Origin of the sequence: Sporosarcina jiandibaonis, from assembly GCF_013184495.1 — a bacterium.
Lineage (GTDB): Bacteria > Bacillota > Bacilli > Bacillales_A > Planococcaceae > Sporosarcina > Sporosarcina jiandibaonis.
In genome coordinates, this window is record NZ_JAAOIY010000001.1 from 1,007,058 (window position 1) to 1,030,961 (window position 23,904).

The following is a 23,904-nucleotide window of genomic DNA, read 5'->3' on the forward strand; positions in this document are numbered from 1 at the left end:
GGAATGGCAAGAATTCAATTGCGAAACGTTCAATAGATTTTGATGAATAACCTACTTCCAAAAATTTGTGTCAAATGTGTGTACTAACGAATGAACGTATGGGACAATAACAGGTGAATTAAATTTTATTTCATAAAAAAAGTTCTTGCATTCTACGCTGATTTTCGTATACTTTAAAAATGTTTGATGTCATTCTAGTAAAAAACGTATTCAGAAAAATAAGGGGGGATCTTATGTCAGTCGAGTCAATTATTCGCTTTGATAATGTAACAAAAAAATATGATGAGGATACCATAGTTTTAAATAATGTTTCATTTGAACTAGAACGCGGTAAATTTTATACGCTTCTTGGTCCATCAGGTTGCGGAAAAACAACTATTCTTCGTCTTATCGCGGGATTCATCGAACCAACTGAAGGAACCATTTTATTTAATGGGAAGAAAATCAATGATGTACCTGCAAATGAACGGAAAGTTAACACGGTTTTTCAGGATTATGCCCTATTCCCACACCTTAATGTATTCGAAAACATCGCATTTGGTCTTCGAATAAAAAAAATAAAAACGGACGAAATGAAAAAACGCGTCAAAGAAGCTTTAGCTTTTGTAAACTTGGAAGGATATGAAAATCGAGAAATCTCTGAGATGTCTGGCGGGCAACGACAACGAGTCGCTATTGCACGCGCAATAGTCAACGACCCTGAAGTCATATTATTGGATGAACCATTATCGGCCCTTGATTTGAAACTAAGATCCGAAATGCAATATGAGCTTCGCGATTTACAAAAAAGATTGGGAAAGACTTTTATTTTTGTTACTCATGATCAAGAAGAAGCTCTTGCGATGTCAGATGAAATTTTCGTGCTTAATAACGGAGAGATTCAACAATCTGGCACACCTCTTGATATATATGACGAACCATTAAATCGTTTTGTTGCAGACTTTATCGGAGAATCTAATATAGTTCCCGGGATTATGATCGAGGACTTTGTAGTTGAATTCACGGGTAAAAAATTCGAATGTGTTGATGCTGGACTTAATCCGAACGAAAATGTTGATATCGTTATCCGACCTGAAGACCTTGTGTTAACGACAGTCGAAAAAGGCAAGTTGACAGTTACTGTTGACACGCAATTATTCAGAGGCGTCCATTATGAATTATCCACATACGATAAAGACGGAAACGAATGGCTCGTTCACTCAACTAAAAAAGCTGAAGTCGGAAGTTCTGTCGGACTAGATTTCGTGCCAGAAAATATTCATGTCATGCGTTTGAATGAAACAGAAGAGGAGTTTGACGCTAGACTCGAATCTTATGGAGGGTCAGACAATGAACGCTAAGCCTACCCGTTTCTTGTCATTTGTTCCTTATGCGGCTTGGATTGTTCTATTTGTAATTGCACCAATCGCGCTTATCACATACTATTCTTTTTTCGACTTGGCCGGTAATTTCACATTAGAAAACTATCGGAATTTCTTCACATCAATCTATTTCAAACTGATTGTCAATTCATTTTGGTATGCATTTCTCATCACATTTTTCTCATTGCTCTTTGCATATCCAACTGCGTATTTTTTGACGAAAACGAAGCATAAACAACTTTGGCTATTGTTAATCATTATTCCATCTTGGATCAACTTACTCTTGAAGACATACGCCTTCATCGGACTATTTGGTCTCTATGGACCGATTAACGCATTTCTTGAAATGGCCGGAATCGGACAACATCAACTACTGTTTACTGATTTCAGCTTTGTTTTCGTAGCGGTATATATATTTATCCCGTTTATGATTTTGCCAATTTTTAATTCGTTAGATAAATTAAATCCGGCGTTGATCGATGCAGCGCAAGACCTTGGCGCAAATGCATGGACGACATTTTCACGCGTCACCTTGCCATTGACGATGAACGGTGTTAAATCAGGGATTCAAGTCGTTTTCATCCCTGCCCTTTCGTTGTTCATGATTACGCGACTCATCGCTGGGAATAAAGTAATTACATTAGGTACGGCTATCGAGCAGCAATTCCTTGTCGCTCAAAATTGGGGGATGGGATCGACGATTGCTGTGTTCCTCATTCTATTCATGTTCATAATCATGCTATTCACGAGTGGTTCTGAAAAGGGGGCGGCCGGCAGTGGGAAAATTAAGTAAATTACCTAAACTATATCTAGCGTTTGTGTTCATTATTTTATATACGCCAATCTTCTACTTGCTTTATTATTCTTTTAACTCTGGTGGAACGATGTCTGGCTTTGAATCATTTACATTTGAACATTATGCTGCCGTTTTCGAGGACACCCGCCTTATCATGATTTTGATTAACACGATTGTCGTCGCTTTGTTATCGGCGCTCGTTTCCACAGCAATTGGCGTTTTGGGTGCTGTCACGATTACGTTCATTCGGAAAAAGGCTTTGAGAAATGCTATTCTTTCGATGAATAACATCCTGATTGTTAGTCCAGACGTTATTATCGGGGCATCTTTCTTAATTTTATTTACTTTAGTGGGTGTGAAGCTTGGCTTCGCTTCGGTATTAATCTCGCATATCGCTTTTAGTATACCGATTGTTGTTATTATGGTGTTGCCAAAATTGCAGGAAATGAGTCCGTCGTTAATCGATGCAGCAATAGATCTCGGTGCATCTAGGCGCGATGTGTTGACTCGAGTGATTATCCCTTTTATAAAACCCGGGATATTTGCAGGATTTTTCTTAGCCCTTACTTACTCGCTTGATGATTTTGCAGTAACATTCTTCGTTACGGGCAACGGTTTTTCAACGCTGTCAGTTGAAATCTACTCCATGGCTAGAGCCGGAGTCACTTTAACGATCAACGCTCTTTCTGGTTTAATATTTATCGTGACACTTTTACTCGTATTCGGGTATTATGCCATTAACCGAAAATCCAAAAACCCATTTTCGGGGGTGAGAAAATGAAAGATATTATTCGTGTATCAGTCGTGATTTTGGCCGTTTCGGCTATTCTGATTTTTATCAACGCAAAGCTCGCCAATACTGGCGGAGCATCCGGCAAAAATTCAATTACGGTTTTTAATTGGGGAGAATACTTGGATCCCGCTCTTCTTAAACAATTTGAAGAAGAAACAGGCATTAAAGTTATTTATGAAACATTTGACTCCAATGAAGCGATGATGACCAAAATAGAACAAGGCGGAACTACGTATGATATTGCTGTTCCATCGGAATATGCAATTGAAAAAATGAAAGAATCTGATTTGCTAATACCAATCGACAAAGCCAAACTCCCAAACCTTAAAAATATCGATCCTTATTTTCTTGATTTGGCATTTGATCCTGAAAACAAATTTTCTATTCCTTATTTTTGGGGAACTTTAGGCATTGCATATAATCCCGAGTTGCTTGATGGACAAACATTTGAAAGCTGGGAAGATTTATGGGATCCATCACTTGAACAAGAAGTGGTTTTAGTTGATAGTGCTCGAGAAGTAATTGGCATGGGGTTAAACGCTCTTGGCTATTCTTTAAACTCAACGAATATTTCAGAATTAGAGGAAGCCGCTGATAAATTAAGAACACTTCAACCGAATATTAAAGCGATTATTGGCGACGAAATAACGCAATTAATGGTTAACGGCGAAGCTGCTGTTGCTTTAACTTGGTCGGGCCAAGCTGCGGATATGATGTGGGATAATGAAGATATCGACTATGCAGTGCCCGAAGAAGGTTCAAATTTATGGTTTGACAATATGGTCATTCCTCGAACTGCGAAAAACATCGACGGCGCTCATGCTTTTATTAACTTTATGTTAGATGCGGAAATTGCTGCTCAAAACGCGGATTATGTCGGTTACTCCACACCTAATTTAGCAGCGTTGGATTTTATGGATCCAGAAGTAATCCAAGACGAAAGATATTATCCTGATGAAGAAGCAAGGAATCATCTTGAGGTCTATAAAAATCTTGGTCTTGAGATGCTCGGAACCTACAACGAGCTATTCCTCGGTTTGAAGATGGATTTGCAATGAACCACAACCACCCTAACTTGGGTGGTTTTTTGTTTTGGAACGGGCATATTCCTAAACTAAACACGTTATCGAGAGAAGGAAACGCTTTGGTCAAACTAGGCAATTATCGAAACTAGGAAGCATTTTGGTCGAACTTGGAAACGTTCCCTGACAACTAAGAAACGTTCGCATGAGAGAAGGAAACGTTTTGCCCAAACTAAGCAACGTTATCGAAACTAGGAAATGTTTTGGTCAAACCTGGAAACGTTTCCTGACAACTAAGAAACGTTCGCACGAGAGAAGGAAACGTTTTGCCCAAACTTGGAAACGTTACGCGATAACTAAGAAACGTTCACCTTAAATAAGCTCTTTCGTTTATGTAAAGTGTAATCGTCATCGACATATGATAAAATTCTTTGTAACTCGAAACGTTTTAGAAAGCTGGGATGCGTTATGGCCAAATCAACTAATTTTGCACTTTACATACTAATGTTTAATACATTCGTTACGATGTCGGGAATTGGTCTTATCATCCCGATAATGCCGGAGTACTTAGGCACATTTGGTGTGGCCGGACAAGTTCTGGGCTTCCTGATTGCAATGTTTTCATTTTCCCAATTTATCTTTTCTCCGATTGCAGGAGACCTATCCGATAAACATGGTCGTAAAAATCTGATTATCGTAGGATTGGTCGTCTATGGTATATCGCAGCTGATTTTCGGGATGGCTACTGAGTTGTGGATGTTATTTGTTTCTAGATTCTTTTCAGGATTAGGTGCTGCTTTCATTCTTCCGCCGACGATGGCTTTTGTCGCGGATCTCACGACGATTGAAAAACGAGGAAGAGGAATGGGGTTATTAGCAGCCTCCATGTCATTCGGATTCATGATTGGACCCGGCATTGGCGGTGTCCTTTCCAAGGTTAGTTTACAATTCCCTTTTATGATCGGCGCATCGGTAGCAATCATCGCTGCAATAGTTTCATTTTTTGCGTTGCCAAATCCCAAACCGATTGTCACGCACGAAATGGGTGTTGCACCTAAGCATGAAAATATCTTTCAGCAATTAAAGCGTTCCGCGGCTACTCCCTATTTCGTCATGTTCATTGTCATGTTCGTCTTCTCATTCGGACTCGCCAATTTCCAATCGACAATTTCTTTATATGTTGACCATAAATACGGATATACAATTTCTCAAATTGCTGTAATCATCACAGTCGGCGGATTCGTCGGTACGATAGCTCAAACATTTATCATTGGGCCGTTATTTAAACGGTTTGGTGAAATGCGTGTCATCCTAGTCAATCTTGTTATTTCAGCAATAGCGATGCTTTGGATATTATTTGTTAATTCATTTTCCATGATTTTGGTTGTAGCCACGGTTTTTTTCACAGCAACTGCACTACTGCGTCCCGCTGTTAATACACTAGTTTCGAAACTAGCAGGTGATGAACAAGGGTTCGCGGCAGGAATGATCACTGCATATATGAGTCTCGGAAATATGATTGGACCTGCATTAGCGGGAATATTGTTTGATGTTAATATTATTTATCCTTATATTATTGGAACCATTATCTTATTAATTTGTTTCTCGATTGCCTTATTTTGGTCAAAGCGAAATTCGAATTTACTTAACCCGCTCCTACAACAAAAAACGTTAGGCCCTTAAAAGGTCTAACGTTTTTTGTTGTTAATATTTATCTTTTTCGTTTATTCTTCAATAACTCGGCAAAACTTTCTTCTGCTGTCGTTGATGGATTTATTACATCCTCCACGACAATCCTTTTTGCTCCGAAGCCTTTAAAAAATCCAAACCGGCGTAGTGTAATATCGATAAAAAAGAAAATCATCGCCGCCAGAAGAAGCCCTTCTGCAATCAATTTCTTTTCCCCGCTTCTAAATGAATGGCTGCGAAATGCATCAGCGGGATTATCGAGCATGATTCCACCCGTCGAGTCAGCGATTTTTTCAAGCAACTTCACATTTGGCGGAATCCTTTTGTACTCTTCGTTATAAGGTACGGATATCCCAGCTTCAAAATAACCGCCTTTATCATCTGATACACCAAAAAACACAAGTCCTGGATTCGCATCGACAGTAACGCGCATTTTACCCGGTGCCAACGGTTCGGTTGTGAATGGTACCTCGACACCTTTTTCATCAATGATTGAAACGTCAAGAAACGCGGCGCTACGCGAGCTGTCCATCACCGTATACGTTCCCCCGTGCTCATGAGTGATAATGTATGGCACATCTTCATACGACGGCAGAAGCCTTCCTACGGCCGTATTCCAAAAGTCACCATAACCTTCCCATTGTGCAAAGTCCCCGGTCCATTTACCTGTGGAATCTGACGTGAATGCAATAGTTCTTCCAAGACCATACATCCATTCCGATAAAATTGGATCTTCTTTAGGGCTTTCACCAATCAATGTCGCCGTATTTTTCAATGTTGTTGCGATATAGGCATTCATTTCCGGAACTCCTTCTAAGAACAATGGATTCCATTCAGGAACACCTCCGAGCGACATGTGAAAAGGATTATCTTCGATATAGGTTCTTGTCATCATTGAAGTTTCTCGCGATAAGATTGCCGGAACAGTTGATTCATCAATGACATCATAGAACCTGCCGCCACCGATTTCCCCAAGGCTTTCCAACAATCTTCGGTCCGCATCACTACCAATTGCGACCGTTGACATTGTAATATTACTTCCTTTTCCATCAGCAATTACATCCTCATAACCCGGTGGCATTTCTGATTGTCCATCTGTTAATAAAATTATATGCTTACGTTGCAAATCGGAATTCGTGAGATCATCATAGGCTTGTTTCATTCCCGGATATATATCAGTTCCGCCTAACGCTGAAACTGATAGGATTTTCTCAATCGCCACATTTCTATCTCCTAATGTTGCTAGCGGGATAATGTTCCAAACCTTATCGTCAAAGGCGATAAAACCAAAAGTGTCATCTTCCCGAAGGAGTTCGACTGAACGGGCGGCAGCCTCTCTCGCTAGAACTATTTTCGAACCTTCCATACTGCCCGACCGGTCCAGTACAATGATTAACCCAAGAGAAGGAAGTTGTTCTTTACCCTTGATTTCCATTTCGACTGGAAGAAGTCGCTCAATCGGCGATTTGAAATAACCCCCGAGACCAAAACTTTCCTCTCCTCCAACCATCATGAATCCTGTTCCAAAACTTTTTACCGCCTGTTCGATAATTGTCATCCGTTTTTCGCCGACAGTATGGCCCGGAACATTATCAAAAATAATCGCACTATAGCCCATATATCCGGAGAGTGTTTCTGGCAATAAGTTCGCATTGATTCTTTCAACATCCATCGCTTCCTGGTCAAGAAACGATGGAATAATGGATGGATTTCGGTCAGTTTCAACAACGAGAACACGCGGAGAACTTTTGATCATCGTTACTGAAATCATGCGATTATTTTCTAATATTTTATCGTCCGCAACAACAAGCTTTGCCTCATACTTCAACAATCCTTCGTTATTTGAAGCCCTTCTTACGGAAAACACATTTCCACCCTGCTCGAGTTGTACCTCTTGCTCACTAATCATTTGATCATTTTCATAAATTAATAAAGTACCGTTAGTTCGTTCCGAAGCATCGATTTCTACGCGGAGTAATTGTTGCTCGCCAGCATAAGAAGTTCTTGGTGTTTCAAATGAAGTAATCGATGCGTCGGACCCAGCAGGACGTTCTAACAGTACGGTATCAATCACTGTTCGCTTATCTTTGAATTTAGGCAGTATTTTTTCGACGGACCCTGCTGTCTCCAATCCATCTGATAACAAAACGATGCGCGTAGCTAAATTACGATTTACAAGGGCTGAAGATAAGTCGATAGCTTTTGCAATATCGGTTGCTTCATTTTTCTCCATATGATCAGTCACTGGAACGACGACATCCATATTGGTGAGTTTCACATCGGTGCGAAAATTTTCGGCAAAAGAATAAACGCCGACGGAATGATTTGTTTTTCTTCCCTTCAAACTTTCCATTATCCATGAATCTGCGGCCGATCCGACTTCTTCGATAGAAGTGGATCGGTCCACGACAAATAATACTTGTTCCTGAGTAACCCGAAGCGTCAAATACGGAGATGTCAAGGCAAAAATAAGTATAGCAACTGCAATGCCGCGCAATACAAATAAAATGGAGCTGCGGCTTTTTATTCTTTGTCCCGATGACCGCCATGTATAGATCATATAAAGTCCTATCGGAATGAAGAGGAGTAGCCATAATGGTTGTTCAATGCGGATATCCACGTCTTCGCTGCACCTCCCATTCCATCAACAGTAAAAGTAACACCGGCAATATGAAGTACTTGCCAAACATCCATTTATTCTCTACGGTTCCCTCACCACTAATCGCTTTGCCAATCCGATAAGATGATCCCGTTTTCAAATCCAGCTCTTCATGTTCGAGTTGAACCGTGAATATTTTTTCATTAGCTGCTTCGGCTCGCGCTTTATAAACACCTGGAAGTTGCGGTGCGATGAAACTTGAGGTATCCGTAAATGATGTTACGTATTCGTCATCAACAGTGAAGACTTCAATTCCTGATTGGCCGCTTGAGAGGACAGCCTTTCTTTCATTGGGAGTAAATGTCCCTATCGCATTTCCTTCTGCACCGACTTGCTCAATCGCACTCCATATAAAAAGTGGAAATGAGGCATGGAGCGGCCAATCAGTCATTTCGACATCCGCTAGTATAATAATATCGCCGCGGCTCGATTTTTGGATAAAAGGTTTGTTTCCAATCATCGCTATCGTTTGAAATTCATCGAAAGCTGGGTATATCTCACTTACATAGACATTCGAAAGATCCGCAATAGAAAATAATGAATCTGACTTTGTCGAAATCACACCCGTAACCTCTTCCGGGTTTTCATCATTCCTGCCGATGAGAATGATTGGCTTAGTTCCCGATAGCAGGTATGCTGCATCGTTTGTAACGACAATCGAATCATCCATAGCTGCAGTCAATTCATTTTTCGATCCCGTGGAAACAGATAAACCAACGGCTTCGAATGCTTTCTTAATAAGCTCATGCAACTGGTTATCTATGATCGCATGAGTTGTTTCATTGCCAAGGCTTATATGCGCTTCGTTATCAGCGGCGTAATCATCGTCAACTAAGATTGATGCAGTTAAAGCTAAACTAGTTGGTAAATCTTTAAATGACAGAAGTAACTCCTGTTCGCCTTCGACCATGAAAGCATCTTTTACGAGCGTTGTCTTCGTTATGGGATCAAGCAGAATAATATTGCCGTCAATATTTTTTTCTGTTCGATTCAGAAGTTTAATAATCGCCTCTGTTCCATCAGGCGTGGCGACAGCCCCAAATTTATCAATTGAAACATTACGATAATTGAGATCGGATGCATTCACTGTCCATGCCATTGTATCGTTTGCTTCGGGAAGAACTTGCTGATTCAGTGAATCTGTAAAAATATGAATATCTACTTCACTATCCGCTGCAATCGACTGTGCGAACTCTATAGCTCTTTCCATAAATTCATGTTCATACGAAACTTCTAATTGATTTATTGCCGAAAGTACCTCTTCTGCATTCTTTTCTTCTCGAATGACAGTCATCGGTTCTTTCCCTGTCGATACAATCGTGATCGGTTGGCCTGACCGTTCAGTTACCATTTTTTTAATCGCTTCTTTATGTTTATCAAACAATGATAGCCCGTCTTTTTCCACAAGCATACTGGCTGATGTATCCATGACGACAATCGTTTGTCCATGAATCGCTTCTTCTTTTATCATAAAAGGGGCCAACAAAATAAATAATAATAGCAATAACGTCGCCATTTGCAGATAAAACAACGCGTTTTTTTGAAGATTTTTCAAATAGGGGGATACTTTTGTTTCACGCATCGACTGTTCCCAAAACATTGTCGATGATATTGTTTTCACTTCATATTTTTTACGAAAAAAATAATACAGGAGGACGGCTATCGGGAAAAGAACTGTCCAACTGTTAATCAAATTAGCAAATCCCAATGACCTTTCCCCCTATTCTAGCCAACCAATTTGGCGCATCTTTTTTGTGAGGAGCGTCATGACGCCAACATGGACATGTCCATGGATAATCTGAATACCATACTTTTTGCTAAGCGCGAATAACTTTCCTTCGTGGATTTCTTTCGCCTCAATGTATTGGCAAATGGAACGATTTGTCATTGTAACCTCGACGCTGTCCTCATTTTCAATATCAACCAATCGAACGTCCCCTTCAAACGATGGCAATTCCTCTGATTTTGACTGCACGAGGATAACACGCACATCATTGCAAATACCTCTCAGCCTTTTAAATAAATGCTCCCAGTTATCCGTTTCCTCTAGCCCATCCGTCACCAGAAATAAAACCGTTACTGCTTTTGGAATATGGCCAAATAAGTTGTCTGTAAATCCACTTTCTGAATTCGGTTCTTCAATTGACGATAGAAATTTAGTGATAGCGGCCCGTTGCAGAATCCCTTTTTTTCGTATGAGGCGATTTTGTCCATGAATCCGAGTTGAAACAGAAACGGTATCACCGCTTTTTAACGCAATATGGCCTAAACCAGCACAAAGTTGACGAGCATAATCCCACTTTCCCTCTACCTGCATGGATTTTGTTGAATCCAACACGATATGGATACGCATTTCTTGTTCATCAAGAAATTGCTTTATAAATGGTTGACCTGTTCGTGCATACACATTCCAATCGATGTGACGAAGATCATCACCTAAGTGATATTCCCTGAAATCCGAAAATTCTAGTGAAGAACCCGTCTTTCTAGACCGGTGCGTCCCTTTATGATGGCCAAGCCTTCCAGACTTTGTCGAAATTGATAGCGCGCCTAATCGATTTAAGAGCTGATTTGGAATTAGTTCTTCAGTCATTAGACGGATGCTCCTTGCTTCACGTCTTCCAGTAATTTTAGTAGGAGATGATCAACTTCCAATCCTTCTGCTTCACCTTCATAATTGATTAAAATACGATGACGAAGCGCCGGGAGAGCGACAATTTTAATATCCGCGATTGAAACATGTAATCTTCCCGCGATGAATGCTCGAGCCTTTGCTAATTTAATTATTGATTGCAACCCCCTAGGTCCGCTGCCGTATTGAACATAATTGGTCCATTCGCCGCTTGTGTCTTCCTTGAAGTGAGTTGCAGAAATTAGGTCAACCGCATAATCGATCATTTCGTCGGCGATGATGATTTCTTTTACCATCTGCTGGGCTATAACAATTTCTTCAGCATTCATCACTTTTTCTATTTTAATTTCCTTAGAACCCGTTGTTCGCATCATTATTTCTTTCAACTCTGTTTTCTCCGGAAACGGTAATAGAATTTTACAAAGAAAGCGATCCATTTGCGCCTCCGGCAGTGGATACGTTCCTTCCATTTCAATTGGGTTTTGTGTTGCCAAGACGAAAAATGGACGCGCCATTTCTCGCGTTTCCCCTAGGACTGTAACTGTTTTTTCACCCATCGCTTCAAGCAAGGCGCTTTGTGTTTTTGGTGTAGCCCGGTTAATCTCATCGGCAAGCACCATTTGACTAAAAATAGGCCCTTTTTTAAATACAAAATGCTGCTTTCCATCTTCATCTCTCTCGATAATACTTGTTCCCGTAATATCAGCTGGCATCAAGTCCGGAGTAAATTGAATTCTTGAAAATGAGAGATCGAGCACATCGGATATTGTCCGAATAAGCATTGTTTTCCCCAACCCAGGCAACCCTTCAAGAAGTGCATGACCATCAGCTAAAATCGAATATAACGAAAACTCAACGGCCTCATGCTGGCCGACAATAAATTTACCAATTTCACTTTTCACTCTTCCCAGCTTTTCGCTCATTTCTTTAAATTGTTCCTGCGTGTAAGGCATAACTTCACTCCCATTTCTTCTATTCAATCGATGAAAAATAATTAGAAAGGACACGTTGTAAATCTGGCGATAAATTCATTTTCTCAGTACTTTCCAAATAAGATTTTTTATAATTTCCAATCACTTCGTTATAAGGTCGTATAGCTCCTCTTTCAGTAAGTCCGAATGACTCTCGCTCTTCCGCTAATTCCCCTTCATTGAGGTTTCCACCATCAACAATAGGGTTTTGTGCCGCGCCAATCCGCTCAGAAGGAATGGAAAGCAAGTCACGCCCTCCGGATCCTTTTCCAATTCCAGAACCTTGGCCTGAACCTTGGCCTGGACCTCGACCCTGGCCTGGACCTTGGCCTTGACCTTGACCTTGACCTTGACCTTGACCCTTGCCTTGGCCTTGACCTTGACCTTGGCCTTGGCCTTCGCCTTGATCTTGGCCTTGACCTGGACCCTGGCCTTGACCCTGACCTTGGCCTTCACCCTGGCCTTCACCCTGCCCTTTACCTTCTTCTTTACCTTTTTCCTTATCTGCATCTTCGCCTTTACTCTGGCCCTGGCCCACGCCCTCGTCTTGCCCTTCTCCTTGGCCTTCACCATTGCTCGCAGATGAATCAGTCATTTCTGCTAGTGCGGGTAATGCCATGCTCTTTCCAATTTTACTTAAAGCTGTATTTGTTTTCTCGACACTCTTCGCAAGGCTTGTCGCCAGTTCTTTTAGCGCCGTTAATTCTTGTTCCTCCGCTTCAGAAAGTCCATCCGATTGACTAGTAGGCTCGTCAGCAAGTTTTTTCTTTTCAGTTAGCCTCAATTCTTGTAATTGAATTTCTTTTTGTTTTTTCACCAAATCTTTCAATGCTTCTTCAGATGACTCAGCTTCCTTTAAATCAACTAATAAATCTTCTAGCGCCTTTTTATTTTCCGGCATCTTTTCTTTTTCGATTAACTTTTCAACTTCTTTTTTCATCTCATCTACAATTTTCTTTTCTTGTTCAAATGCCTCCGCTTCAATTTGCGCTTCCGATGGAAAAGAAATTAAAAGAATTAAAATTGCAGAACTAACGATTGTGGCGATTAACACTTTTAGATTCACTAACTTTTTTTCTCTTCTTTTAAAATGGTCAAAAGCCCTTAAAACTTTTAAATTAGCCTCTTCGATTATGGGTGATGCCAATAAAGAATCACTTTCTTGAATTGAAACTGCAGTTAACAGGAGATTATGCGGAATATATCGATCAAGTTGTCGCGTCGCTTCATTTTCACTCACTCTATTGTAGACAGAATAAATAGCAGTTCCCACTAAGGCAAGAACCGCTAGGATGATTGCAAACCGCTCATAATAAGGAATGACGAACAGCCTCGAAAGCACAAATACCAAGACCGAACTAACAACGGCAAAGAATATTCCCGATTGCAACGTATAGACGAGTTTCTCGATACGAAGACGAAGCAATGCAGCATGAATATATTTGTGTATTGTAGATTTTCTATCCATTCGCCAAACCTCCTCTTATTTATGCCGTTTCATATTAACACGCAAGTTTTTAACCGCGATGAACAATGACAGCACCGTAATTGATAAATAAAATATTAAATAGGTTCCCCAAATCGGGAAGTCAATAACTGTAAATGAAGTAATGGCCTCCTCGATATCCGGTGTTAATAATGAAGCCATTAGTACACCAGGATTTATCGAAGCTAAAAAGTAGGCTGGGAATGATGTCGGAACCGCACTTGTACTTAACGACATCAACTGAGCAAACATCATAGCTAGAAAACCTGTGACAGTCGTTAAAAATAGCATTGTCCCATACGTTGCGATCATCGATACAATCGTACGGCGAATGATTGTTGAAAACATAACCCCAAGACTGCCGATGGCAAATAATGTGACAAATAAAAATAAAAACACCAGACCGAAATCTAAAGGAGAAATTCCGCCGAATAAAAATACAAGACTATAAATCGGAAGTCCAGCAAAAATCAGTAGTAATAAAAAAGCAATTGATGACAGTAATTTACCTGCAATAATCTGAAAAGAACTTTGGGATGTCGTCAGCAAAATGGGCAACGTCTGTTTTTCCCTTTCTGTACTAATTACCCCAGCTGTCAGTCCCGGACTGATAAATAATACTAAACCTAGTTGGATAAACGAAAGTAGCATAAACAGAAAAAAGCTCTCATCCGGCGTGAAATAACTCGTTCGATTTACACTCATCGTTACGAAGATAAAACCAAATACAAAAATACACATAACGATTAAATAAAACAAAATTCCGTTAAAACTTTTAGGCGACCTGAATCTCAACTTTATTTCTTTCGATAATACTGGATTATTTATATTAAGCTTCATCTTCACTCGCTCCTTTCGTTATTTCCATGAATACATCTTCTAGATTTGTGACATGTTCTGTGAACGAAAGAATCGGAATGTCATTTGCCATCGCATTTTTCAGTAAATCAACTTGATCATCGTCTGTTCCTTTAAATGAAAAACTAATTCCATTATTCATCTCTAACTTTTCAATATTCATAATGAATGGATTCTCTTCGAAAAAATGAATGGTTTGCTGTTCAATTGCCTTCATCATATTCACTGTAATCACTTTTTCGCCCCGGAGTTGCGTTTGAATCTCACTGACCGAACCGTGCGCAATTATTTTGCCATTGTCTATTACTCCAATTTCATCACACATCTCAGCTAGCTCAGGCAATATATGCGAAGAAATTAAAATTGTCTTCCCCATTTTTTTCAAAGACTTTAAAATATCGCGCATTTCAACCCGAGCCCTAGGATCAAGACCCGACGCAGGTTCGTCTAAAATAAGGACTTTGGGATCATGGATAAGGCTTCGCGCCAAACATAATCTTTGTTTCATCCCTCTAGATAACAAGTCGACGTATTCATAACGTTTATGCGTCAAATTAACAAGTTCCAATAGTTGAGGAATTATTTTTTGCCGTTCAGAATCAGAGATTCCGTAACTTGCAGCATAAAAATCTAAATACTCTTCCGCTTTTAGTTGATCGTAAACTCCGAAGAAATCTGGCATATACCCAATCATTTTCCGAATTTCCGTAGGGTTTTTTCGAACGCTAATTCCATTTATAAATAATTCGCCCGATGTTGGTTGTAACAGTGTCGCAAGTATTAAAAACATAGTTGATTTCCCAGCGCCATTCGCACCGACAAAGCCAAAAACAGTTCCTTCTTCTAAAGACAAGTTAATATCATCTAATGCTTTAAAATTCCCGTATTTTTTTGTTACGCCTTTTATCTGAATCATTTAGACACCTCCCCTACTAATTCCAATTTCGGGAGAACTTCTCCAGTACTGTATCTTCCACTATTAAATATTATATGGAGGGAGAGAATCCCATCCTCAGTTATATAGTCCATTATATTTTCAGTGATAATCATTTCATTTGATTCGATTAACTCGTATTCGCCAGTCCGGTTATTCAAGAGTTTGCTCCTGTATAATTGATTATCAAGATTGGATAACTTCATTGTTGCCCAGTCAACCTTCGTTGTTACTAATTCTTCAGGCAACCTCCATGTCTGTGTATATTCGATCCCTTCCTGATAGGCTTCCTCTATCGGATTTTCGATAATATAGTAATCATATCCTTGCTCGCTAATTGCCATATACATTTCGATCATATTTTCATCAGCCGTGATTTTCCCTTGTAAAATATGTTCTGACTTTATGGGATGGACAATCATCGTTAATGCAGATAGTGAAGTTTTAACATTTTCTAGTGTGACTGGAACTACTTGCGTATCCGTATAACCGATAAGAACAGGTTTGTTTGATAAACTCATATTGTCACTGAAAAATGTCAGGGCGTTATTTTTCCGTATTTTCATTAGATCGTCATTGGCTGCGGTCGAGTACATTGCTTGATATGGCAATCTTGGACCTAATAGGGTCGTTTTTAACGTTTCATTAATTTCAACGGTTTCCCCTGCTCCAATATCGTCTAAGGAGATAAAATCGCTTCCGGCCCATATGGCGACATCTTTTAACTCAAATGGAAAATCATTTGTAATCGATCCAGCTAACATTCCAGTTTTAAATGATAAATCGTTGACAATCCCGCCGACATCTTTTAAGTTTGTTTCGCCGTAAACCGATGCGACATTCCAATAACCAACATTTCTGAAATGCAATGATGTGCCTTCTGCATTATTTTCAAGTATCGCTCGTTTGTGGAACATGTTCGCGCTCGTATTAAACATAAAACTTTGAGGCGAGGCGGTTAGCGATGTTCCGTGCGGCGCTTTAAAGATATAATTACCAGATTTATTTGACAGTAGCGATTCGGCGAAGTAGCCTTTAATATTTCCGTCTGTTTCTACATTTAAAATCGCCGTATGTTGAATTTGTGCTCGACCAATCCGATCTTTCGCACCATAACCAAAAATTGCAACAGAGGTCAATAATGCAATCGCAGGTATAATCCACCATGCATATTCACGCTTATCCTTACGTTTTAATATAAAGTACAATATCGGAATTATGATAATAATATACAGTGCGATAATTCCGAAAATTAAGGGCGCAGAAACTTTAAAAGATGAAAATAATTCATTGGAGTGACCAACCGTGTAGGAAAGTTGATTCAACGGGTCATGCCCATATTGGTTAAATGGAGAAAAAATAACATTTTCTCCAGCAGTAAATAATGCATTCCAAAAAGCTGTCATTCCAGGGGACTTCGCAAGAGGCTCATCTCCTAGGGAAAATGCAGTTTGAATTACAAGTCCTTGCCCCAGCTTTTTATGTGCAACAAGCAAATCATCTTTTTCCTGAACGAGCGTGACAGCATCTTCATTTAGTTCGGATGAATATACACGAATTTCTTCCTCGAACCCAGTTGTATTCGCCCATTCATTTAACACAGTCGGTACAATGTCAATTTGTCCAGTCAACTTCATAGGTAAATAAGGTGAAAAAACGCCAACTTCATCTTCCAAATTATCTGAACTGCCTATTATTATAATTCCGCCATTTTCAACCCATTCAAGTAATGCAAGTTGTTTTTCGCTCTGCAAATCCGCAAAAGCATATTCATCTAAAATAATATAATCAATTACACCCCAACCACGTGCATCTTCCGGGAAATTCATAACGCCTACTTTTTCCGAATCGATCAATTGAACATTGGAAGAAGATCCGATGTCTACGCTTTTTAACGAAACAAGTCTGTCTATGTTATTTGTAAAGGTCAAAATCATTTTCTCGTCATGATACATTGTTGCTGTTGGCGACTGTGCACCCGAATGTTTAATTTCCTTGCCTTTCTTCCAACCGCCTTCATAGAAATAAATGGTTTTCGTGTTTGGGCCGCCGTACATTCCAGCGACACCTTCCATATTATGGACGATGAAAGAAACTGTTTTCGTTTCCCCTGTTCCAATTTCAAGGGGAAAAGCTCTGCCCATTCCTTGTTGATAAGACTCCATCACATCTACTACTAAATCGCCACTAAAATGGGTTCCCGAATTTTCAACCGTAATCGAAATCGGAGCCCCTTTTTCATACTTTGCTTTTCCGTCAATTCCGGCAGAAACTTTAACCGTTAGGTCCGGCTTCGCCAAGGCCGTAACTCCTGGAATCATTAAAATAAAAATGAAGATTGCCAGTAAAAACCCCATAATCTTTTTCAACATAATTTACGGCCCCCGTTTTGTATGAGTCTTTCTTAATAGTACGAATGAGCGAGAAATAAGTTTCATTTACTGAAAGCTTTCATTCTTTTGAATCATCTTTGCATGCTGTTGAACAATTTCTGTAAATGCGGACACTTGCTTTAATGCAAAGGATGACTCATAACCAATAAGCCAAGTATCCCGTGTCAATTCAAACTCTTCTTCACTGTTCAATAACGGAATTTTATTGACCTTTTCATCGCCGATCAATGTTATCGCCGGTAAAATAGCATAACCAATTCCATTAAGCGCAAGTTGCTTGCAAGTTTCTATTTGGTCGACTGTAATTTGTCTTTCAGGTTTTTGCGAGAAATGTCGTTGCCACCAATGTTGAATTTCTCGATGATAGTTTGAATCGCTTTTGAATTGAACAAAGGGACGCGTCGTTTCTCTAATTTGATCTAGTGATGTGATTTCATTGTCTACTAGATACAGTTGGTCACGAAACAAATATTCCTTCCGGCTTTTCCAATCCGTTTGTCCACGGACAATTCCTATATGAGCTTCCCGTTCGTTTAACGCTTTAACAATTTCCGAGCTCCACCCAGTCATAAGTGAAATTTGTGCATCGGGGTAACGCTCAACAAACTCTTTCAACACCTGGGGCAACCACGTATGTCCGATGATTGAGGCACAAGCTATTTTCAAAGTGCCATGCACTTTATCCGCCATCGATGCAATCATTTCAAGTGCTTCTTCTTTTTTCAAAATAGCTTCTCTTGCATACTCAACGACTAGTTCTCCAGCCGGTGTCGGTTCCAAACCTTTTTGCGAGCGAATAAATAATAATGTATCCCATTCTTTTTCAATTGATTGCAGACGTTGCGATAAGGCTGGTTGGGATAGAAATAAACGATCAGCGGCTTTTCGCATATTCCCTTCCTCAGCAAGTGTTTTTATGATTTCAAGCTCGATCATCGACATTTAAAAGCTCCTTTCCCCGTGGTATCCGTAAAATGAGCAAGAGACTAATAACTGCGAATACAGCAACGCCGACATAAACCCACTGCAATGATTGGCCTAGTGCATTTTCAAGCAAATTAACTTCTGGCATCGAAATTGCTTTGCGCCCCTCATCGGTCAGCAGAAGATTTACATTGTCAACGTCAAAGCTGGAATTGTTCTTTTTAAAAGCAGCCATCAGCGTAGCATTTAATATTGCCCCGTAAAAAGCTGCTCCGACTGTATTCCCGAAATTACGCATGAACATATTTGCCGCAGTTGCTGATCCTCTCATCTGCCTCGGAACCGCCCCTTGGATTGTGACGACGAAAGCAGTGCTAGTCAACCCCATGCCTATACCGACAAAGAAGCTTGACATTGCAGCCCATAATGGACCCGAAGTTGCATCCATCAAGACAAACAAAATTGATCCGATAATGAGAAAAATCCCACCGATAAATGAAACCGTAAACGTCCCCCATCGGATTAATAGATGCCCCGCAAAAGACGAAGCTATTGGCCAACCGATAGACATAGCTGTCAATGTAAATCCAGCGATAATTGCTGGTTGCCCCATGACGCCCGTCACAAAGGTCGGTAAGTAAGCAGATATTCCGATTAGTATAAAACCGGTGGTAAAGGAAACTAAATTAGCATATAAAATGACGGGATTCTTCCAAATTGAAAAAGGCATTAATGGATCTTTAGCAGTGCGTTCAACAAATATGAATAATGTTAGAAGAGCAAAAGCAATCAATAATAATACGATACTTGCTAGTGAAAGCCTTCCGAATGATTGACCGCCTTCAACTAGCCAAATTAAAATAGCAGACAATGAAATGGTTAATAAAGCTGCTCCTTTATAATCAACCGTTACTCCTTTTTCTCGTTCTGGTTCATGAAGAAATACGCCAATCCCAATCATAGCTAAAATGCCAAGCGGGATATTCACCCAAAAAACATACGCCCAACTAAAATAATGGACAATGCCCCCGCCAATCACAGGTCCGAGAACAGCTGAAATCCCCCAAATACTTGACAGATAACCTTGCACTTTAGCTCTTTCTTTAGTTGAGTATATATCACCTACAATAGTCGTCGCAATTGGCATTACAGCGCCTGCTCCGAGACCTTGAAGTAGTCGATATAAAATTAATTGTTCCATAGTGGATGCAAGTCCGCATAAAAAAGAACCGACGATAAAAATCGTCATGCCGATAAATAGAATTGGCTTTCTTCCAAAGAGGTCCGCTAATTTCCCGTATATTAAAACAGTTACGGTACTCATTAACAGGTATGCCGAGAATATCCAACTATACCTCGAAAACCCGCCAAGATCTGATGCGATTACTGGCATTGCAGTTGTCACGATTGTTGCCTCGACCGCACTCGCAAACATTGCAAGCATGACAGATATAAGGACGAGCGGTCTATTCATTACTTTTTTACTTAACCCCATATAGTTCACCTTCCAAAAAGAGAAGGCTCCTCACTAACGGAGCCTTCTCAATTGTTACGCAATTAGTCAACGGAATATATATATTTCTTAAACTGTTTCAAAATAACTCTTCTCGTTAAAATACCTGCAAATGTTCCGTCTTCTTCTACAACACAAACAAAAGGATTATCAATTACCAAATCCAATCCTCGTTGGAAGCGATCTGTGGTCCGTATCGTCGGAATGTCGGTTTTCATTATTTCATCTACTTTTAAATCAGGTAATCGCTCATATTCAATATGCGCTAAACCTAAGATGGAGTCAGTGACTGTTCGAATACTAAGAAGTCCTTTTAAACGGTCATCCGCATCAAGCACTGGAATTGATGAATATCCTGTCTTTGTTAAAACGAGGAGGGCATGTTCCGCATTGTTACCAATTTGAACGTGGACAACCTTTTCAGCTGAAATAATATAATCTGCGATAGGTGTAAACAAAAACTCTTTATTTCTAACAGAAATCATGCAAATCGGCTCCTTCTATCTCTGTGCTGGAAATTTTAAACCTACTCATCTATCATAGCACAAGAAGCCTATAGTACAGAGTAAAAAGTAAAAAAATAGCGGTCCACTCAATAAGATAATCTGCTTACTATCATTGTTTCTAATTTGCTTGCTTGACTTACCTGCGTTTGCTAGCACTTGAGAGTGTTTTTCTTGCACTCGAAATAAACGTCTGTAAACAGGGGCTTTTCACCTATACATATGCAGTGGCGATTTGCCGGAAAACGTATTTTCTGAACAGAAATCAACAGTTTTCATAAAAAAACGCTTACTTGAATAATTGATAGGTCAAGTAAGCGGGCAATTACTTTTATATCCTGTATGCAAATGCATAGTATAAAATCATAATTCCTATAAACATTGAAGCCACCAATATAATCCAAAAGATTGGATTTAATGTAAATGGATGATCTTCAACCGCTTTTGGAATCGCAGCATCTTTTTCATTCAAAATTCCTACTGCTCGACTTGTTTTCTTAACGGTTGCAATACATATTGCAATAATAATAATGACAACAACAATAAACGGTATTGTCCAAATATCCACTCGCACATCACTCCTTTAACATGAGCATGTGCAGTTAAAATATAATTAACCGTTTGAATTTTTATTTCTCAAAACGGAAATTTATTAAGCCATTGTCCGCCGTCAAGAGTAACAATTTCTCCATTCATGAAGGCCGCTTTATCTGACATGATGAATGCCGCAAGTTCTGCAATTTCCTCGGGTTTTCCGATTCTTCCGAGTGGAATCGATGCTAGTGTTCGTTTTGCAGCTTCTTCCGATTCCCATAATCTATCTGCACCACCTGTACGTTCAATTGGACCAGGTGCGATTCCGTTCACTCGAATTCCGTATTGCGTTCCCCATTCGACCGCTAGCGTTCTTGTCAGCGACATGACACCCGCTTTAGCTGCTGCCGAATGAATGACACCAGCACCTGCATCCCAAGCATACGTTGCAAGCATATTTAAAATCGTGCCTTTTTGCTGGTTCTCTATCCAATACTTTCCCACTGCACTCGAACAATAAAACGTACCGTTTAACACGATGTCGATTACTGATTTCCAACCATTCGGTGACAGTTCTTCCGCACGAACGATAAAGTTCCCCGCAGCATTATTAACGAGACCATCAATACGTCCAAATTTCTCATCCGCAAAGTCGACCATTTGCTGAACAGATTCAACATCCCTGACATCCATTTGAAAAACAGTGGCTTTTTCGCCAATCTCTTCTTGCGCCGCATGTAAGCGTTCAAGATTTCTGCCTGTGATGACGACATTTGCGCCTTCTTCTGCGAACTTTTTCGCCATATATTTCCCCATTCCATTTGATCCGCCCGTAACTATCATCACTTTTCCATTAAACATATTATTCCCCCTTAGTGAATGAATACTCACTCATAATATATCATAAATGAATTTAAATAACGACAAAAGATTCCAAATTATCTTTCCCGACTTTTCACTGCATCGTGCAATTCGAATTAATTCATGTACAATGAATGTCCATTTTGGTATTATAGAAAATGTATAGACCTATACAACAATATTAAAAGGAGGCCAATTTTGAAAAGTAGTCCATCTATTCGAGACATAACAGTCGCAATATACACTGTAAATCGCCATGCAAAAACTGCACCTGATAATAAAGAGTTATATGAACTGAAAAAGCTAGCGCTTGAAAAACTCATTAAAAATGGTCATGCAACAAAAATCGGATTGCATTTTGTCGACAATCCAAAATTTAGTAAACAACATTCAACGACGCTTGTTCGTTGTTGCGATTTCCTCTTCCACATGATCCCTGAAAAAGAAGACTTCAAATCTCTTCCACATCTAGGTCAACAAGACCAAACTTCTCGTAATCCTCAAGAGCGCATGAGTTTACGCGTAGCAAAAGAGCTACTTGAAGGTTTCATAGGAATATCCCCAAAAAAACCAATTATTAAAAAGAGCAAACTACAAAAGAAAAGCGTTCATAACATTCACAAAACAAATAGTTTCCGATCATCATATTTGGATGGTTAATCAATTAAATGGACTGGTTAATTGCGCAAAAGCAATTAACCAGTCCATTTTTTATGAATTCATTTGGTATTTTTTATAAATGACCTGCGTTCCATTGTCTCCATAACCTTGTTCCTGCAAATGATGATACATGCTTCGTGCCAGATCCAAACCTGGTAACTTCAATCCCATTTGTTCGGCTTCTGCTAAAGCAATGTCCATATCTTTCAAAAAGTGTTTGACATAAAACCCTGGTTCAAAATCTTCCTTTAGCATACGCGGTACTAAGTTGGAAAGGGACCAAGAACCAGCAGCGCCTGTTGAAATCGACTTTAAAACATTTTCAGGGTCGAGTCCCGCTTGCTCAGCATAGACAATCGCCTCGCAAACACCAATCATGTTTGTTGCGATGGCAATTTGGTTACACATTTTTGTATGTTGGCCTGCGCCCGCTTCTCCTTGATAAATAATATCTTTCCCGAAAACTTCCAGAACAGGACGAACCTTATTAAATATCTCTTCGTCGCCGCCGCACATAATTGAAAGCGTAGCGTTTTTTGCTCCGATATCGCCACCAGAAACAGGCGCATCGATAGAGGCCATATTGCGAGTGATGGCTTCGCTTGCAATGCGTTTAGCTAATGCTGGACTCGATGTAGTCATGTCAATAAGAATATGTCCATCACTTCCTGCTTCGAATATGCCTGACGGACCAAAGTAAACAGCTTCCACATCGGCAGGATATCCTACCATCGTAATGATGATATTCGCTCCTGTTGTTGCTTCGCTCGCAGTTTCAGCCCAGTTCGCACCTTCACTAATAAGTGCGGCTGCACGTTCTCTCGTACGTGTGTAAATAGTAACTTCATAGTTAGCCTTAAGTAAATGTCGAACAATGCTGCTTCCCATAACGCCGGTACCTATAAAGGCAATTTTCCTTAAAACCATTCCAATTCCTCCCCATTTTAATTCAGCTATTTTGTTTATTCTATCAGAAATTTTAGATTCCGACATTTTATTGCCATTAAACAAAAAAAGAGGATGAACTTTTTGTCGAAGTTCATCCTAAAAAGGGGGAAATGAGAATGTTGCTGTGTTCAAATATAATATCCCCACTTTATCTAGTGCTTAAACATTTTTATTAAAATTATTTATTTTTATTTTATTTAATGTTTCTAAAAACTGTCGACTTTCTTCTTCAGAAATCGTCAAAGAACCATAACGAACCTTATCATACGTTATAATGGGTTGAATTTCCTGTTCCCATCCCATCCTCTCAAACCATTCCTTCACTGTTTCACCAGCTAATCGCGAGGATTTTGCAAGATGTTCGTCT

The 23,904-nt window shown here is 39.8% G+C and carries 21 protein-coding genes; 6 read left to right on the forward strand and 15 right to left on the reverse strand.

Annotation, left to right across the window (positions count from 1 at the left end; translation table 11 throughout):
- Window positions 1–233: 233 nt before the first annotated feature.
- The 5 genes from G8782_RS05235 to G8782_RS05255 all read left to right on the forward strand — a co-directional run bounded on the left by G8782_RS05235 (window position 234) and on the right by G8782_RS05255 (window position 5,655).
- A complete protein-coding gene (locus G8782_RS05235) occupies window positions 234–1,340 on the forward strand; it encodes an ABC transporter ATP-binding protein (protein WP_172369831.1) in 1,107 nt (368 codons plus the stop codon).
- Window positions 1,330–2,154, forward strand: coding sequence for an ABC transporter permease (locus G8782_RS05240; RefSeq protein WP_172369832.1), 825 nt, complete (start codon window positions 1,330–1,332; stop codon window positions 2,152–2,154). The genes G8782_RS05235 and G8782_RS05240 overlap by 11 nt, the downstream gene beginning before the upstream one ends.
- Window positions 2,138–2,938 (forward strand): ABC transporter permease subunit, encoded by an 801-nt coding sequence (locus tag G8782_RS05245; RefSeq protein ID WP_172369833.1) that lies wholly within the window; start codon window positions 2,138–2,140, stop codon window positions 2,936–2,938. Before G8782_RS05240 ends, G8782_RS05245 begins: the two co-directional genes overlap by 17 nt.
- Complete coding sequence (locus tag G8782_RS05250; RefSeq protein WP_172369834.1) at window positions 2,935–4,008, forward strand: ABC transporter substrate-binding protein; 1,074 nt, start codon at window positions 2,935–2,937, stop codon at window positions 4,006–4,008. Before G8782_RS05245 ends, G8782_RS05250 begins: the two co-directional genes overlap by 4 nt.
- Before the next feature lie 432 nt (window positions 4,009–4,440).
- Entirely contained in the window at window positions 4,441–5,655 is a 1,215-nt protein-coding gene (locus G8782_RS05255; protein ID WP_172369835.1) for an MFS transporter, read from the forward strand.
- Window positions 5,656–5,683: 28 nt separating this feature from the next.
- Here G8782_RS05255 and G8782_RS05260 read toward each other — a convergent pair whose 3' ends face one another.
- The 13 genes from G8782_RS05260 to fadH form a co-directional block, all read right to left on the reverse strand.
- The gene (locus G8782_RS05260) at window positions 5,684–8,281 is read right to left on the reverse strand and encodes a VWA domain-containing protein (RefSeq protein WP_172369836.1); all 2,598 of its coding nucleotides are present in this window, start codon (window positions 8,279–8,281) and stop codon (window positions 5,684–5,686) included.
- Window positions 8,265–10,028 carry a vWA domain-containing protein gene (locus tag G8782_RS05265; protein ID WP_172369837.1) on the reverse strand — a complete coding sequence of 588 codons (1,764 nt, stop codon included), beginning with the start codon at window positions 10,026–10,028 and terminating at the stop codon, window positions 8,265–8,267. The genes G8782_RS05260 and G8782_RS05265 overlap by 17 nt, the downstream gene beginning before the upstream one ends.
- Window positions 10,029–10,040: 12 nt before the next feature.
- On the reverse strand, window positions 10,041–10,913 hold the full coding sequence (locus G8782_RS05270) for a DUF58 domain-containing protein (RefSeq protein WP_172369838.1): 873 nt from the start codon (window positions 10,911–10,913) through the stop codon (window positions 10,041–10,043).
- A complete protein-coding gene (locus tag G8782_RS05275; RefSeq protein ID WP_172369839.1) occupies window positions 10,913–11,905 on the reverse strand; it encodes an AAA family ATPase in 993 nt (330 codons plus the stop codon). The genes G8782_RS05270 and G8782_RS05275 overlap by 1 nt, the downstream gene beginning before the upstream one ends.
- A gap of 19 nt (window positions 11,906–11,924) precedes the next feature.
- Entirely contained in the window at window positions 11,925–13,391 is a 1,467-nt protein-coding gene (locus G8782_RS05280; RefSeq protein ID WP_172369840.1) for a hypothetical protein, read from the reverse strand.
- A gap of 15 nt (window positions 13,392–13,406) precedes the next feature.
- Window positions 13,407–14,249: an ABC transporter permease gene (locus tag G8782_RS05285; RefSeq protein ID WP_172369841.1), complete on the reverse strand. Its 843-nt coding sequence runs from the start codon at window positions 14,247–14,249 to the stop codon at window positions 13,407–13,409.
- A complete protein-coding gene (locus G8782_RS05290) occupies window positions 14,239–15,183 on the reverse strand; it encodes an ABC transporter ATP-binding protein (RefSeq protein ID WP_172369842.1) in 945 nt (314 codons plus the stop codon). The genes G8782_RS05285 and G8782_RS05290 overlap by 11 nt, the downstream gene beginning before the upstream one ends.
- A complete protein-coding gene (locus G8782_RS05295) occupies window positions 15,180–17,573 on the reverse strand; it encodes a hypothetical protein (protein ID WP_172369843.1) in 2,394 nt (797 codons plus the stop codon). Before G8782_RS05295 ends, G8782_RS05290 begins: the two co-directional genes overlap by 4 nt.
- A gap of 66 nt (window positions 17,574–17,639) precedes the next feature.
- Window positions 17,640–18,536 (reverse strand): transcriptional regulator CcpC, encoded by an 897-nt coding sequence (ccpC, locus tag G8782_RS05300; RefSeq protein ID WP_172369844.1) that lies wholly within the window; start codon window positions 18,534–18,536, stop codon window positions 17,640–17,642.
- Window positions 18,517–20,013, reverse strand: coding sequence for an MDR family MFS transporter (locus tag G8782_RS05305; protein WP_172369845.1), 1,497 nt, complete (start codon window positions 20,011–20,013; stop codon window positions 18,517–18,519). The genes ccpC and G8782_RS05305 overlap by 20 nt, the downstream gene beginning before the upstream one ends.
- A 62-nt stretch (window positions 20,014–20,075) precedes the next feature.
- Window positions 20,076–20,516 (reverse strand): cyclic-di-AMP-binding protein CbpB, encoded by a 441-nt coding sequence (gene cbpB, locus G8782_RS05310; RefSeq protein ID WP_172369846.1) that lies wholly within the window; start codon window positions 20,514–20,516, stop codon window positions 20,076–20,078.
- Window positions 20,517–20,865: 349 nt separating this feature from the next.
- The gene (locus G8782_RS05315) at window positions 20,866–21,102 is read right to left on the reverse strand and encodes a hypothetical protein (RefSeq protein WP_172369847.1); all 237 of its coding nucleotides are present in this window, start codon (window positions 21,100–21,102) and stop codon (window positions 20,866–20,868) included.
- A gap of 68 nt (window positions 21,103–21,170) precedes the next feature.
- Window positions 21,171–21,929, reverse strand: coding sequence for a 2,4-dienoyl-CoA reductase (gene fadH, locus G8782_RS05320; RefSeq protein ID WP_172369848.1), 759 nt, complete (start codon window positions 21,927–21,929; stop codon window positions 21,171–21,173).
- Between the two features lie 198 nt (window positions 21,930–22,127).
- Between fadH and G8782_RS05325 the strand changes: the two genes are divergently transcribed.
- Complete coding sequence (locus tag G8782_RS05325; RefSeq protein ID WP_246231548.1) at window positions 22,128–22,589, forward strand: YkyB family protein; 462 nt, start codon at window positions 22,128–22,130, stop codon at window positions 22,587–22,589.
- A 51-nt stretch (window positions 22,590–22,640) separates the two neighbouring features.
- Here G8782_RS05325 and G8782_RS05330 read toward each other — a convergent pair whose 3' ends face one another.
- A complete protein-coding gene (locus G8782_RS05330) occupies window positions 22,641–23,516 on the reverse strand; it encodes an NAD(P)-dependent oxidoreductase (RefSeq protein WP_172369850.1) in 876 nt (291 codons plus the stop codon).
- A 180-nt stretch (window positions 23,517–23,696) separates the two neighbouring features.
- Window positions 23,697–23,861 (reverse strand): hypothetical protein, encoded by a 165-nt coding sequence (locus G8782_RS05335; RefSeq protein WP_172369851.1) that lies wholly within the window; start codon window positions 23,859–23,861, stop codon window positions 23,697–23,699.
- Between the last annotated feature and the right edge of the window lie 43 nt (window positions 23,862–23,904).